Origin of the sequence: Shewanella inventionis (assembly GCF_014641855.1) — a bacterium.
In the GTDB taxonomy this organism is placed as follows: Bacteria; Pseudomonadota; Gammaproteobacteria; order Enterobacterales; family Shewanellaceae; genus Shewanella; species Shewanella inventionis.
On the sequence record NZ_BMII01000017.1, the window covers coordinates 65,001 to 78,695 of the forward strand.

A 13,695-nucleotide genomic window follows, 5' to 3' on the forward strand; every position below is an offset into this window, starting at 1 on the left:
TTGGCAAAGATTGTGTTGTAAATGCCATGTTTTTTAGCGGATTTAAACGGATTAAAGACAAAATGAGAAATGTCACAAACGTGTAAATTTATGTATACAAAGATATTTTCTGGTTATTTTGTCAGCAAAAAATAAAATAATGAGAAAAAATCATTATGTGACATATATCACTTTAAATCAGTTACTTACTGTTTTTTAGGGCGATTTATTCTTTAGATTCTGCTTATTAATGTCAGAAAGTGTTAGCAATTGTGTTTTTGTTGTTATAAAAATGTAATTGAAATAAGGACTGTTTCACTTTTAAACAAAACTAGTTTTAGGAATGAATCACCTATAACGCAGTTCAAACACAACAATAATAAGTAGTTGGGAAGATAATAATGATGCAATCAAAAAAATCTAAATTTGGTGTGAGCTCATTGAGTTTAGCCATTTCATTTGCACTTGCCGGAACAGCAATCAGCACTCAAGCTTTTGCTGCTGACGACGAAGCAGCAGTGAAAGAAAATGTTGAAAAAATTGCTGTTGTAGGTTCTCGTGCAGCACCTCGTTCAATTGGCGACTCACCAGTACCAGTTGATATTATCAGCAGTGATGATCTAAAGAAAAACGGTTCAACTGACATGATTGATATGTTAGTAACTTCGGTACCGTCTTTTAACTCGCGCGCGCAACCCATTAGTGATGCTGCAACGCTTGTTCGTCCTGTAAACTTACGTGGTTTACCATCAGACAGTACTCTTATTTTGGTTAACGGCAAACGTCGTCACCGCGCATCTGTTATTGCTTTCCAGGGTGGTGGTATTAACGATGGTGCTCAAGGCCCAGATATTTCTGTTATCCCTGGTGTTGCTTTAAAGCAGGTTGAAGTTCTACGTGACGGTGCTGCGGCGCAGTACGGTTCGGATGCGATTGCCGGTGTAATGAACTTCGTTTTAAAAGATGACTCAGATGGCGGCTCTATTACGGTTAGCCAAGGTGAATATTACGAAGGTGATGGCGCGGCAACAACCATCGACGGTAACATAGGTTTACCTTTGTCTGATGATGGTTTTGTTAACATCAGTGCGCAATATAAAACCGCAGATGCAACCAGTCGCAGTGTTCAGCGCCCAGATGCGGCAGCACTTTCTGCGGCGGGTAATGAGTTCATTCAAGACCCTGCTCAAACCTGGGGTAACCCAGAAATCAACGATGATTTCACCGTATTTGTAAACTCTGGGTATGACCTAAACGACAACACCAAATTGTACGCATTTGGTAACGTTTCATCACGCGAAGCAACGGGTGGTTTCTATTATCGTAACCCACATAATCGTGGCAACGTTTATTCAAACGATGGCGGCGAAACCTTATTAGTGGGTGATGTTGGTTTGGCTGAGAATGGTGTTGCGTCATGTTCGTGGGTAGGAAATGTGCCTGCAAACGTTGATAACGTGCTTGATACACCTGAATATTTAGCCATGGTGGCCGACCCTAACTGTTTCTCTATGAACCAAATCCGTCCGGGCGGCTATACACCTCAGTTTACTGGTAAAATTGAAGACATGTCTTTCTTTGCAGGTATTAAAGGTGAGTCAGGCGAGTGGATGTATGATGTGAGTGCTGGTACAGGTAGCAACAAAGCCAGCTTCGGTTTAAAAAATTCACTTAACCCATCATTGGGTTTAGCGACACCAACCGATTTCGATACAGGTTCTTATGAGCAAGTTGAAACAACCTTTAACGTTGATATGAATCGTTTTGTGACTATTGGTGGTTTAGAAGACATTAGCTTTGCTACTGGTTTTGAATGGCGTGAAGAGTCGTTTGAAATTGGTCAAGGCGATGAAGCTTCTTGGATTGCTGGCCCATACGCAGAGCAAGGCTTTAACATTGGTTCGCATGGTTTTAAAGGCTTTGGTCCTGAGTCGGCGGGTAAAAACAAGCGTAACAATATCGGGGTTTATACTGATGTTGAAGCATACTTAACCGATGAGTTCTTACTTGGTTTTGCGCTTCGTTACGAAAACTTCTCAACCTTTGGTGACACGCTAAACTACAAGCTAACTGCACAGTACATGGCTACCGATGAGTTGTCTTTCCGTGCATCTCACAGCACAGGTTTCCGCGCACCAACGGTTGGTCAAGAAAACGTAGTAAATACTCAAACATCGATTGTTAACGGTGATTTGATCCAAAGCTTTATTGCACCACCAACAGACCCGCTAGCCGCATTTTATGGTGGCGAAACGTTAAACCCTGAAGAGTCTGTCAGTTATGCGGCAGGTTTTGTGTATGAATACGAAAACCTATTCTTAACCGTTGATTACTACAACATTGAAGTAACAGGTCGTATTGCGCAATCTAGCCAAATTACGGTTGAAGAAAGCGACTATGATGCATTAAGAGCGGCTGGCGTAGAGTTCCCTGAGTTAATTTCAGCGGTTACTTACTATACCAATGACTTTGACACCACAACTCAAGGTGTTGATATTGTTGGTTCTTACAGCATGGACCTGTTTTCTGGTGATGCTAAATTTAGCCTAGCATACGGCTGGACTGATACTAACGTTGATAAATACGACGAAGCTACAACCGATGCAGGCAAAGTGCGTCGTTTAGAGGACGGTATTCCTGCTCACCGTGCCACATTGACATGGGGACAAAGCTGGGATGATATTAGCACGTCTGTTCGTGCTAACTATTTTGGTGAGTACTACGCAACTCACGCTGATGACACTTCTGATTGGGGTTCTGAAATGGCAGGTTCTGCTGTAACGGTTGACCTTGAAGTGAGCTACGCATTAATGGATAACTTAACTGTTTCTGTTGGCGCTAACAACATCTTCGATCAAGAAGCTGAGAAGCTAAAAGATGGTACTTTAGGTGAGTTAGGTGCTGTGTACTACGAAAGTGGTCCATTTGATTACAACGGTGGCTTCTACTATGGCCGTGTAAACTATCGCTTCTAAATAGACGTGATGTTGAATTGAAAAAGACTGCTTCGGCAGTCTTTTTTATTTTTTATCAATTGTGCGGCTGGGCTAGTGATAGAGCATAGTTTATGTCTTTAATCATCAATACCTTAGGGAGTTCAATGCCGTTTGGGTAAACGGAGCTATACACTTTATTAAAGGGCGTACCCGCTACTGATTGTAGCCCCATGTATTGCTCGATTACGGTATCTGCTTGAGTCCAATCACCTTGCATTAAGATAATGTTAGGTTGATTTAATTGATTTACCACCTGCTCGCGGTGCAACACATTGGCTTTATTGGTTTGGCATGGCACACACCAGTCGGCCGTAATGTCAACAAATACGATTTTGTCTTGAGATACATATTGGGCAATTTTGTCTGGTTGCAGTGGTTGCCAGCGTAGCGCTTGATAAGCGAGATAATCCTCGCCTTTATTGATAAATGCAATCACCCCAGCAAAACAAAGGCCCATGAATGCCAGCATAATAATCACAAGTGTTGGGATAGCCTTACCTTTTGTTTTGGCCCAAATGAGGCCCACAACAGCAGTAAATAATACCGCCAGTAATATCATCATTAAAATTGTCATATAGTCTGTTATTTATGATAGTGCAAAGTGAGGTAACATTAGCAACGCACGCTTAATTGGTTGTTAAAAATAAAGACAGAGGTGTTATGACATTTAGTGCTTGGTTAGGACTGTTGGCAATTTGTTGTTTGGGGGCGATGTCGCCAGGCCCGAGCTTAGCTATGGTAGTAAAACATACCTTGAGTGGAGGCCGTTTACATGGCGTGGTATGTGCTTGGGCACACTCGATTGGGATTGGTGTTTATGCGTTAATCACATTACTTGGTTTAGCTGCGGTATTAAAAGCTTCGCCTGTGATGTTTAATGCAATTGCCGTTGTGGGTGCGCTATATCTAGCGTGGATAGGGATTCAGTCATTGCGATCTAAAGGAGGGATGCAGCAAAAATTAGCTGCCGGAAAACCGAGCCGTTTGTGGGAGGCCGCACGTGATGGCATTGCTATTTCATTATTTAACCCTAAAATTTTATTGTTTTTTTTAGCATTATTTAGCCAGTTTGTGCTTGCTGCTCAAACCACTGTTGGTCAGGGGTTAATCGTTTTGACTCCGTTAGTGGTTGACGGTCTTTGGTATACCATCATCGCATTTGTGTTATCACACGCTGCGGTATTGCCTAAGTTGCGTGAAAAGTCGCAATTAATTGACCGTTTGTCTGGTGTTGTGCTGATTTTATTGTCGATAAGAGTGATTTATTCTTTGCTTTAATGCATTCGACAAGCCAAAAAACCATCAATGAGATGGTTTTTTGCCTTTGATATTATGGGGTGTTATTCCCCGTTAAATACCTGTACGCCATCATCCGCTGGTTTCTGAGCGGGGACTGGTGGATTGACTATATGGTCATCTAAGTTTTCATTTAGCATGGCTTTAAATTCGTTAGAAAACCATTCCAAGGCATTGTCTTTTTCTGCTGCTAAGTCGGTTGACTTAATTGCGGCTTCAAATGCGTTATAACGAGCCGCCGCAAATCTCATTGCTGTGCCCACTTTGCCAATATCATTTTCTTGTTGGCTTAGTTGATTGGCTAATGCGATAAATTGATCGGCAATTTGGTACATGGTGAGTTCAGTTTTTTCTTCAGACATTAGATCCACTTTGTTAATGAGTAAGTTTGCTTTGAGTGTAACGATTTCTATATAAAATATCAGGTAATAAGTTAACTAATGAGAGGTGTAGCCAATCTAAAGCTTGGATGGATATATCGCTATTATTGATTTGCTGTCAGCTTATTAACAAAAACGGGTTGCCTTGATAAGGTTGATGTCGGACTGACCCTTTATACAAGGAGGGCAAAACGGCCTATCGCTCGTGTTTAGTCGCATGTCATGGCATCATATTTACTAAGTCGTTTTATACAGTGAAGAGAGAAACTATGGTCGCCAGCTGGCAAGCATTATGTAAACAGCAAGCAGCACAATTATATTATCAACAACTACAGCAGTTTATTGCGTTGCAGCGAGCTCAAGGTAAGGTGATTTACCCACCGGATAGTGAAGTGTTCACTGCATTTGATTTAACGCCACTAGACAAGGTTAAAGTCGTTATATTAGGTCAGGATCCTTATCATGGCCCCAATCAGGCACATGGCTTGTCTTTTTCGGTTAAAAAAGGGGTTAAGCCACCTCCGTCATTAGCCAATATTTATAAAGAACTCAGCAATGATATTGAGGGCTTTACGATCCCTTTACACGGTGACTTGTCTACCTGGGCTCGGCAGGGAGTATTATTACTCAATACCGTGTTAACTGTTGAGCAAGGCGCTGCTCATTCACACGCTAAAGCGGGGTGGGAAACATTTACTGATGAAGTGTTAAATGTGCTTAACCAACAAAATAGGCCCATTATTTTTGTACTTTGGGGAAACCACGCAATTCAGAAAGGCCGATTAATTAACGCGAAGCATCATACCGTGTTAAGTGGGCCACACCCGTCTCCGTTGTCGGCATATCGAGGATTTTTTGGTTGTCAGCACTTTTCAAAGATTAATAAAATACTCCATGTGCAGGGTGACACACAGATTGACTGGCAAGTTTAACGTAGTGTGATGAGGCGCATTTACAATGATAAATGCGCCGACATTGGGATTAATTGTTACGGTTAACCGATAAGTGGGCTAAAGATATCAATGCTTGCTTGTATTCACTTTCAGGGAAAATAGCCAATGCATCAATGGCTTTTTGTGCTTCGACTTGGGCCTTTTCTTGAGTGTACAATAATGCACCAGACTCATGTAACGCAGCTAAAATTTCATCAATAGCTTTAGTGCCATCACTTTGCTCAATCGCTTCGCGGATCAGCTTTTTCGCGGCAATAGAGCCATTTTCCATAGCGTAAATTAGCGGTAAGGTTGGTTTGCCTTCAGCTAGGTCATCACCAATGTTTTTTCCTAATTCATCAGCATTGGCTGTGTAGTCAAGTAAATCATCAGTTAGCTGAAAGGCTGTACCTAAATATTTGCCATAGTCACCAAGAGCTTGTTCTTGTTCAGCACTAACGTTGGCTAATACCCCAGCTAGTTGAGTTGCCGCTTCGAATAATTTAGCGGTTTTGCAATAAATAACCCGCATGTAATTTTCTTCGCTGGTATTGGGGTCGTTACAGTTCATTAACTGCAGTACTTCACCTTCAGCAAGGATGTTAGTGGTATGTGCCAGGACTTGAAGCACTTTCATGCTGTCTAGCTCTGTCATCATTTGAAATGAACGGGTGTATAAAAAGTCACCAACCAATACGCTGGCACTATTACCAAAAAGTGCGTTGGCTGTTTCGCGACCGCGGCGCAAGGTTGACTCGTCGACTACGTCGTCATGCAACAATGATGCTGTGTGAATAAACTCGATAATGGCTGCAAGCTTAAGGTGATGCTCACCTTTGTAGTTAACCGCTTTGGCGGCGAGTACTGATAATAACGGACGTAAACGCTTACCGCCGCCATTGATAATGTAATAACCTAGTTGGTTTATCAAGGCTACATCAGATTCAAGTTGTTTATATATCAGCTGATTGACTGCTTGCATATCAGTGTCAGCCAGTTGACGAATGGCGTTTAAATCCATAATAGTCTCTGGTTGTTGGACGACAGGGTTTACACCCTTAATTATCATATCGAATTTGAGCGCATATCTTACAGGATATCAACGCTATTTTTCAAAGTAAGTATTGTATCAAACCTGTATTACGCAATGCTGATACTGTTTTACTTTAATCTATTTTTTATCCACTTAGCTTAAAAAGATGGCGTTAAACCGCTTCAATCACTGTGTTTATTTATTTTTGTGAATCTTGTTATGTCGCGCTAATATGGTAGCTAATTTTTAGCAAGGGCACATTAGCTATTAATGAATAGTGTGCAGTTATGTGCTCTTTTTTATTTGAATGTGAATTAGGGCTTGCCTGATGGCAATTCTTCGCGTAGAATCCGCGCCCATTGTCATTAAAAGTTTTTTAGCACCTAGTCTCGTCAATTATACGAGTTAGCGTGTTAGTCATTTGGAGTAAAATAGCTATGTACGCTGTTTTTCAAAGTGGCGGAAAGCAACACCGTGTTGCTGAAGGTCATACAGTTCGTTTAGAAAAATTAGAAGTTGCTACTGGTGAAACCGTAGAATTCGATCAAGTTTTATTGATCGCTGATGGTGAAACAGTACATGTTGGTGCTCCTTTAGTTGCTGGCGGTAAAGTCGTAGCTGAAGTTGTTGGCCACGGTCGCGGCGAAAAGGTAACTATCGTTAAGTTCCGTCGTCGTAAGCACCACGACAAGAAGATGGGCCACCGTCAGTGGTTCACTGAAGTTAAAATCACTGCGATTAACGCATAATTTAGGAGTCTAACTCATGGCACATAAAAAAGCTGGCGGTAGTACTCGTAACGGCCGCGATTCAGAAAGTAAACGTCTTGGTGTTAAGCGCTTTGGCGGTGAATCAGTTCTAGCTGGTAACATTATCGTTCGTCAACGTGGTACTAAATTCCACGCTGGTGTTAATGTAGGTGTTGGTCGTGACCACACTCTATTCGCATTAACAGACGGTAAAGTGAAGTTTGAAGTTAAAGGTCCTAATAACCGTAAGTTTATTAGCATCGAAGCTTAATTCTTTACAACGCTAGATCTCGAAAGCCCTGCCTATGGTGGGGCTTTTGTGTTTTTTATATCATTAAATTTCCATGGGAAGTTTGATGATTTTAGTTTATATGCAGTAGGCGATATCGTGATGAATGCTATCTTCAGCGCTTTCCTGCAAATCCCATTGATTTGGGGTTATAATTACAGAATAAGTGGCGTCAGGAGTCAGTATGAAGTTTGTTGATGAAGCGAATATTCGCGTAGAAGCAGGTGACGGCGGAAGCGGTTGCGTGAGTTTTAGACGCGAAAAATATGTTCCAGATGGTGGTCCAGATGGTGGAGATGGTGGTGATGGCGGTAGTGTTTATCTACAGGCTAACGAAAACCTCAATACTCTGATTGATTACCGTTTTACTCGTTTCCATATGGCTGAACGAGGATCAAATGGTCGTGGTCGTGATTGTACAGGCCAGGGTGGCGCAGATTTGATTCTTCAAGTGCCTGTTGGTACTCGTGCTATTGATCAAGAAACCGAAGAGTCACTTGGCGATTTAACAACCCATGGTCAAAAACTGCTTGTTGCTAAAGGTGGCTTCCACGGCTTAGGCAATACTCGTTTTAAAAGCAGTACTAATCGCGCACCACGCCAAAAAACATTAGGCACTCCAGGTGAGGTACGCTCGCTAAAGTTGGAGTTATTGTTACTTGCTGATGTGGGTTTGCTAGGTATGCCAAATGCGGGTAAATCGACATTTATTCGCGCGGTATCTCGTGCAACACCTAAAGTGGCTGATTACCCATTTACTACCTTGGTACCTAATTTAGGCGTGGTTAACCCTCGTCCAGGTCAAAGCTTTGTAATTGCCGATATTCCTGGTCTTATTGAAGGTGCTGCTGAAGGTGCTGGTCTAGGTATTCGTTTCCTTAAGCATCTTGAGCGTTGTCGTATGTTGTTACACATCATCGATATTGAACCCGTCGATGGTAGCGATCCTGTTCATTCTGCTCGTGCAATTGTAGGCGAGCTTGAAAAGTATTCTCCAAAATTGGCAGCCAAACCTCGTTGGTTAGTTTTTAATAAAACTGATTTGCTGCTTGAAGAAGAGTTACAAGAAAAAGTTGATGCTATTGTTAAAGAATTAGATTGGCAAGGTGACGTGTACACTATGTCTGCTTACAATCGCACCGGTACTGAAGAGTTGAGCATTAAGATGCTTGATTACATTAAGAGTATCCCTGTGGTTGAAGAAGAAATCACTGCCGACGCCGATGTGGAGTTTAAGTGGGATAACTATCATAAAGGTGCTGATGATGGCATCAATGAAGATTATGATGATGACTTTGATGATGATTTCGACGATGATGATTATGATGTCGAAATCATATACCAACGTTAACATACTCATTTGAGAAAATTGTGTACGCAGATAGTCAAAATGATATTACTCGCCTTGTAGTGCGCTGTGCACAGTTATTGTTAGCCTATGGCGCTGAGTCTGATCTTGTTGAAGAAATCAGTCAGCGCCTTGGTAAAGCCCTTGGGCTTGCAAGTATTGAGTTATCTATTTCTTCTAATGCATTAGTGTTAACCAGTCTGGTTCATGGGCGCTGTATAACAACTACTCGTCGTATTCGTGCTCATGGCATTAATATGATGGTTATTTGCGAACTGCAACGCATTTGTATCCTAGCTGAAAAAGGGATTTATGGTGCAAATGATGTACGACGTCGTCTAGCCCACATAAAACCTAAGAGTTATCCCGCTGTTGCTGTTGTCCCTATGATTGGCCTTTCTTGTGCTAGTTTTTGTCACTTATTTGATGGTGACACTTTTGCTTGTTTGATCACTTTTTTTGCCTCTGCTATCGGCATGATGGTGAGGTTATTTTTAGCATCTAGACATTTCAATCTTTTGGTGAACTTTTCAATTACTGCCTTTGTTATTACTGCTGTTGCTCAAATTGGTTATGTTTGGCCGATTACCGCAACTCCACAAGCAACAATGGCTGCTAGTGTACTGATGTTGGTGCCTGGGTTTCCGTTAATTAATGCGATTTCTGATATGGTAAAAGGCCATATGAATGTGGGTATTTCTCGTTGGGGACATGCCTCTTTACTCACATTAGCCTCGGTGATAGGTATTACCATTGCAATGCAAATGGGTGGGATTTTTTAATGCTATCCTTACTAACCACCTTACTTCACGACGCCTTTTTTTCTGCTATCCCTGCAGTGGGTTTTGCGATGGTGTTTAATGTCCCGAAACGTTATCTATTATATTGTGCTATTGCTGGCGCTATAGGTCATAGTTTTAGAACCTTGTTATTGCAGTTTTCTATGCCAATTGAATGGGCTACTTTTGTTGCTGCTGCCCTTGTGGGGGTCATCACCATAAGGTTTGCAAAACGCCATCTTGCTCCGCCTCTTATGTATGCCGTTGCGGCTATTATTCCAATGGTACCAGGAACTTATGCTTTTAATACTGTGATCGCGCTTATTCAGTTAACAGCTCAAAGCCAGGTAAGTCCGGAATTGACTGCACAGGTTATCCTTAATGGCTTAAAGACAGTATTTATACTAGGTGCGCTTGCGGTTGGTTTGGCTTTACCGAGTTTATTGTATTATCGCACTCGTCCAATTATTTAATGTAATCAATTTTTGACACAGTTTGCACCGCGCGTTCAACCTAAATATCGCTGTTAATACTTCAAGCACGATAACATTATCATATTGGGTTGGCGCAATTAGCGCTGAGGATGGAGCATAGTGATATCTGAACTCATCATCTGGCTAGCTAAACGAGATGTATGGCCGTTTTAACATAAGGACTTTTAAATGCGTATCGCGATGATTGCCGCCATGGCAAATAATAGAGTGATTGGCAAAGACAACAAAATGCCTTGGCATTTGCCTGAAGATTTACGTCATTTCAAAGCAATGACATTATCAAAACCTGTCGTCATGGGCCGCAAAACATACGAGTCTATAGGTCGTCCTTTACCCGGTCGTCATAACATAGTGATTAGCCGTAATGATCGGTTAGTTATTGATGGTGTAACCTGTGTAACTAGCTTCGAACAGGCTTTAGTTTCTGCGGGTGACTGTGAAGAAGTCGTTGTGATTGGTGGCGGCCAACTTTACGAACAATTATTACCTAAAGCTGATGTGTTATATCTTACCTTGATTGATTTAGATGTTGAGGGTGATACGGTATTTCCTGATTGGGACGATGGTTCGTGGGAGATTGAGAACTCAGAAACTGCAACAAACGACAAAGGATTGCAATATAGCTTTAACACCTTAGTAAAAAAGTGTTAAATTAATCACGTTTATACCCTGAAATTAATATGCAACTGTAAACTTCACTGTCTACAGTATGTATAGCTATATAACTATAAAGATAAAGGAGTGTCAGATGCGTCTATTGCCTGTGGCTATTGCAGCCCTGATTGCAGCATCTTCTGTGTCAGCCCCTGCTGTTGCTAATACAGAACAATTAGTAGCAAACATTTGTGATTATGTTAAGTCAGACGACAAAAACCGCTTACGTAAAAAGATGAAAGAAAGCCGCGTCAAATTACGTAACGTTTATTCTAGCATTTCTTGTGATGGCAGCAGTTTATTGCGTACTGCCTACAGTTCAAATGCGAATGATGTCGGTGAGTTTATCGCAAAACGTATGCCATCGTCTGACCTTGCAGCCCCTGAAGCAGATGGTAAAACCATCTTAGATTGGGCTTCAGCTAACGGCCATAGCAGCGGTCCTATTACCGATGCAATTAAAGGTCGTATTGGTGGTGCTGGCGGAGATGATGACGAGTAATCGTTAGATTTTTTGATTGAGTAAATAAAAATACCGATAAATGTTTATCGGTATTTTTTTGCCTTTTTCTCATTATCCCAATCAGGAAAATGATCACATTATCGTGCTGATTGATGTTAATACCAATCAGGGAAATGACCAGAGATAGCTGATTGATATAAAATAAAAAGCCCCCTAAGGAGCTTTAAAAAAAGAGTCTGTAGCACACGTGCGTTACACTTTAAACTCACGTACAGAGGCTTGTAGCTCTTCAGCAAGCATTGCAACCTGGTGGCTAGACTGTGCTGTTTGATCCGCCCCAGTGGCTGTTTCTTCAGAAATAGATGCAATGTGTTCTAGTTTTTCAGAAACCTGCTGGCTGACAATGTTTTGCTCTTGAGCTGCTTGAGCAATATGGTTACCAGAGTCGTAGGCTCTATGAACAGATTTGCTGATGGTTTCTAAAGCGAGGTTGGCTTGCTCGTTTTTCTCTACGCAACTGCTTGCCTGCGTACGCCCAAACTCCATGACGGCTACGGCTTCTTGCGTGCCTACCTGCAGAACTTCAATCATTTGCTGAATTTCACGGGTAGAGTGTTGAGTGCGTGACGCAAGGTTGCGTACTTCATCGGCAACAACAGCGAAGCCTCGACCTTGCTCACCCGCTCTTGCTGCTTCAATGGCGGCATTAAGGGCTAATAGATTTGTTTGGTCTGCGATGCCTCTGATCACGTCAAGGATTGAACCGATAGAGGCGCTGTCAGAATGAACTTTATTAATAACAATGCCTGCTTTGGCGACTTCTTCTGCCAATGCCAGAATGGTGTTCTTGCTTTCTTCTGCAAGTGAGCGCATGTGTTGGGCTTCTTGGTCGGCCTGTTTGATTTCATTTAAAGCTTGGTCTGCACTCATTGACACCTGTTGAGCGCTGGAGCTTAATTGTGTTGTTGCAGTAGCAACTTGGTCAACTTGGCTTTTTTGCTCTTGAATACCGATTGTTGTTTGTGACGTAATCGCTGAGGTTTGTTCTGCGGCAGCAGCCAGTTGATTTGCCCTGTCAACAATACCCACAATTAAGCTTCGTAAACTGTCGACTAAACGGTTGCAGTTTTTTGCGAGTTCGGCAAATTCATCATGACCAGAGTCATCTAATTTATGAGTTAAATCACCTGACGCTAATACATTAAGTGCTTGGTTCACTTTTTCTAAAGATTTGGTTAATGGGGTAATAACAGCAATGCTCACCACAATGGCAACAACGATTGCAAACAGCACTACACCTAGGGTTTTATAGAATGCTGAATCGATAATATTGAGTGCTTGTGAGCTGATTTCTGCGGTAAATGTGTCAATTGATTTTGCGAGCATTGTCATCTTCATATTGACATCTTTTGCAGCGATTTGTGTTTCATTAAACAGTTTAGCTGCGGCAAACTCGTGATTAAGCTGTTGCTGTTTTAGTGACAAAATGGAGCTACCACCCTCGAGCAATGTAAATACTTTGCTGCTCTCGTTTGATAAGTCTTCTAATATAGATTGACTAATAACGCCGGTACCTTGACGGTTTATGTAATCAATTTTAGTTTTTGCTTCACTGACCATATAATCAAGTTCTTTAATGATAAGGTCATATTTACTTTGCTCTGTGGCGGCGACTAAATCGTAAATAGTGGTAATAATATTTATCAGGGTACCATCAACTAGGCTTGCCGAAGCGGCTAAACTGCGTTCTGTGTCATCTTCGCTTGTTTCTAAATCTATTACGTCAAGTAAAATAGACGATGAGTCGTCTGCGGCATTTTCTAAATTACTGCGCATTTTTAATAACTGTTCTTGCAAGCTAAGCGCGCTTTCTCTTTCGTTAAGCATGGCGGTTTCGCTGGCTTCATAAACGTTATAACTTTTCGTTAACCCGTTTAAAGGTGAGGCAAGTTGAGTTTGTTGACTCACCAAATTACTTAAACGAGTTAAGTCATTTTTAAAGCTGTTATTGAGTTCTGATAGCTTTTTTTCGATGGCTGGAATTTTAGATGAGTGCGTACTGTAGTAAGCAAGCATGGCTTCAATTTGCTGGGTGCTTAGGTTTTCACTCAAAATACTGGTGGCTTCTAGTGCGGGTAAGCTGACCGTTTTAAGCGTGGTGGTGCCATCTTTGATACTGTTGTTACTGAGTAGAGTAACTATCCCAAGGACCACAAGTAACAGGGTTACTACGGTGAAACCACCAATAACCCTGGTCGCTACATTAATTTTCATACGATACTCCGACTATTATTATTTGATCC

14 protein-coding genes are annotated in these 13,695 nt (G+C 41.7%); 10 read left to right on the forward strand and 4 right to left on the reverse strand.

Annotated features, from left to right (window positions below):
- Nucleotides 1-380: 380 nt before the first annotated feature.
- Nucleotides 381-2,954 (forward strand): TonB-dependent receptor plug domain-containing protein, encoded by a 2,574-nt coding sequence (locus IEW93_RS11360; protein ID WP_188739439.1) that lies wholly within the window; start codon nt 381-383, stop codon nt 2,952-2,954.
- Nucleotides 2,955-3,009: 55 nt separating this feature from the next.
- On the opposite strand, the gene IEW93_RS11365 is transcribed toward IEW93_RS11360, so the two are convergent.
- Complete coding sequence (locus tag IEW93_RS11365; protein ID WP_223418740.1) at nt 3,010-3,537, reverse strand: thioredoxin family protein; 528 nt, start codon at nt 3,535-3,537, stop codon at nt 3,010-3,012.
- Nucleotides 3,538-3,635: 98 nt separating this feature from the next.
- Here IEW93_RS11365 and IEW93_RS11370 point away from each other — a divergent pair, with 98 nt between their 5' ends.
- Nucleotides 3,636-4,253: a LysE family translocator gene (locus tag IEW93_RS11370; RefSeq protein ID WP_188739441.1), complete on the forward strand. Its 618-nt coding sequence runs from the start codon at nt 3,636-3,638 to the stop codon at nt 4,251-4,253.
- 62 nt (nt 4,254-4,315) lie between these two features.
- Here IEW93_RS11370 and IEW93_RS11375 read toward each other — a convergent pair whose 3' ends face one another.
- Nucleotides 4,316-4,633 (reverse strand): DUF3144 domain-containing protein, encoded by a 318-nt coding sequence (locus IEW93_RS11375; protein WP_188739442.1) that lies wholly within the window; start codon nt 4,631-4,633, stop codon nt 4,316-4,318.
- Between the two features lie 287 nt (nt 4,634-4,920).
- Here IEW93_RS11375 and ung point away from each other — a divergent pair, with 287 nt between their 5' ends.
- Complete coding sequence (gene ung, locus IEW93_RS11380) at nt 4,921-5,583, forward strand: uracil-DNA glycosylase (RefSeq protein WP_188739443.1); 663 nt, start codon at nt 4,921-4,923, stop codon at nt 5,581-5,583.
- Between the two features lie 49 nt (nt 5,584-5,632).
- On the opposite strand, the gene ispB is transcribed toward ung, so the two are convergent.
- Nucleotides 5,633-6,604 carry an octaprenyl diphosphate synthase gene (gene ispB / locus IEW93_RS11385; RefSeq protein WP_188739444.1) on the reverse strand — a complete coding sequence of 324 codons (972 nt, stop codon included), beginning with the start codon at nt 6,602-6,604 and terminating at the stop codon, nt 5,633-5,635.
- A 449-nt stretch (nt 6,605-7,053) separates the two neighbouring features.
- On the opposite strand from ispB, the gene rplU reads away from it, so the two are divergent.
- From rplU to IEW93_RS11420, 7 genes are all read left to right on the forward strand, one after another.
- The gene (rplU, locus tag IEW93_RS11390) at nt 7,054-7,365 is read left to right on the forward strand and encodes a 50S ribosomal protein L21 (RefSeq protein ID WP_188739445.1); all 312 of its coding nucleotides are present in this window, start codon (nt 7,054-7,056) and stop codon (nt 7,363-7,365) included.
- A gap of 16 nt (nt 7,366-7,381) precedes the next feature.
- On the forward strand, nt 7,382-7,636 hold the full coding sequence (gene rpmA / locus IEW93_RS11395) for a 50S ribosomal protein L27 (RefSeq protein WP_011621691.1): 255 nt from the start codon (nt 7,382-7,384) through the stop codon (nt 7,634-7,636).
- Between the two features lie 202 nt (nt 7,637-7,838).
- Complete coding sequence (gene cgtA / locus IEW93_RS11400; RefSeq protein WP_188739446.1) at nt 7,839-9,005, forward strand: Obg family GTPase CgtA; 1,167 nt, start codon at nt 7,839-7,841, stop codon at nt 9,003-9,005.
- A gap of 20 nt (nt 9,006-9,025) precedes the next feature.
- Nucleotides 9,026-9,784, forward strand: a complete 759-nt coding sequence (locus IEW93_RS11405) for a threonine/serine exporter family protein (RefSeq protein ID WP_188739447.1) — start codon at nt 9,026-9,028, stop codon at nt 9,782-9,784.
- Nucleotides 9,784-10,254 carry a threonine/serine exporter family protein gene (locus tag IEW93_RS11410; RefSeq protein WP_188739448.1) on the forward strand — a complete coding sequence of 157 codons (471 nt, stop codon included), beginning with the start codon at nt 9,784-9,786 and terminating at the stop codon, nt 10,252-10,254. The genes IEW93_RS11405 and IEW93_RS11410 overlap by 1 nt, the downstream gene beginning before the upstream one ends.
- Nucleotides 10,255-10,443: 189 nt before the next feature.
- On the forward strand, nt 10,444-10,926 hold the full coding sequence (gene folA / locus IEW93_RS11415) for a type 3 dihydrofolate reductase (RefSeq protein WP_188739449.1): 483 nt from the start codon (nt 10,444-10,446) through the stop codon (nt 10,924-10,926).
- A 97-nt stretch (nt 10,927-11,023) separates the two neighbouring features.
- The gene (locus IEW93_RS11420; protein WP_188739450.1) at nt 11,024-11,431 is read left to right on the forward strand and encodes a DUF3718 domain-containing protein; all 408 of its coding nucleotides are present in this window, start codon (nt 11,024-11,026) and stop codon (nt 11,429-11,431) included.
- A 213-nt stretch (nt 11,432-11,644) separates the two neighbouring features.
- Here the strand turns inward: IEW93_RS11420 and IEW93_RS11425 are convergent, their stop codons facing one another.
- The gene (locus IEW93_RS11425; protein ID WP_188739451.1) at nt 11,645-13,666 is read right to left on the reverse strand and encodes a methyl-accepting chemotaxis protein; all 2,022 of its coding nucleotides are present in this window, start codon (nt 13,664-13,666) and stop codon (nt 11,645-11,647) included.
- Between the last annotated feature and the right edge of the window lie 29 nt (nt 13,667-13,695).

Bases quoted from the DNA above. Each gene is read 5' to 3' on its own strand.
- ung (WP_188739443.1), top strand. From the start codon at position 4,921: ATGGTCGCCAGCTGGCAAGCATTATGTAAACAGCAAGCAGCACAATTA.
- IEW93_RS11365 (WP_223418740.1), bottom strand. From the start codon at position 3,537: ATGATGATATTACTGGCGGTATTATTTACTGCTGTTGTGGGCCTCATT.
- IEW93_RS11410 (WP_188739448.1), top strand. From the start codon at position 9,784: ATGCTATCCTTACTAACCACCTTACTTCACGACGCCTTTTTTTCTGCT.
- ispB (WP_188739444.1), bottom strand. From the start codon at position 6,604: ATGGATTTAAACGCCATTCGTCAACTGGCTGACACTGATATGCAAGCA.
- rplU (WP_188739445.1), top strand. From the start codon at position 7,054: ATGTACGCTGTTTTTCAAAGTGGCGGAAAGCAACACCGTGTTGCTGAA.
- IEW93_RS11420 (WP_188739450.1), top strand. From the start codon at position 11,024: ATGCGTCTATTGCCTGTGGCTATTGCAGCCCTGATTGCAGCATCTTCT.
- IEW93_RS11370 (WP_188739441.1), top strand. From the start codon at position 3,636: ATGACATTTAGTGCTTGGTTAGGACTGTTGGCAATTTGTTGTTTGGGG.
- IEW93_RS11425 (WP_188739451.1), bottom strand. From the start codon at position 13,666: ATGAAAATTAATGTAGCGACCAGGGTTATTGGTGGTTTCACCGTAGTA.
- rpmA (WP_011621691.1), top strand. From the start codon at position 7,382: ATGGCACATAAAAAAGCTGGCGGTAGTACTCGTAACGGCCGCGATTCA.
- cgtA (WP_188739446.1), top strand. From the start codon at position 7,839: ATGAAGTTTGTTGATGAAGCGAATATTCGCGTAGAAGCAGGTGACGGC.
- IEW93_RS11375 (WP_188739442.1), bottom strand. From the start codon at position 4,633: ATGTCTGAAGAAAAAACTGAACTCACCATGTACCAAATTGCCGATCAA.
- folA (WP_188739449.1), top strand. From the start codon at position 10,444: ATGCGTATCGCGATGATTGCCGCCATGGCAAATAATAGAGTGATTGGC.
- IEW93_RS11360 (WP_188739439.1), top strand. From the start codon at position 381: ATGATGCAATCAAAAAAATCTAAATTTGGTGTGAGCTCATTGAGTTTA.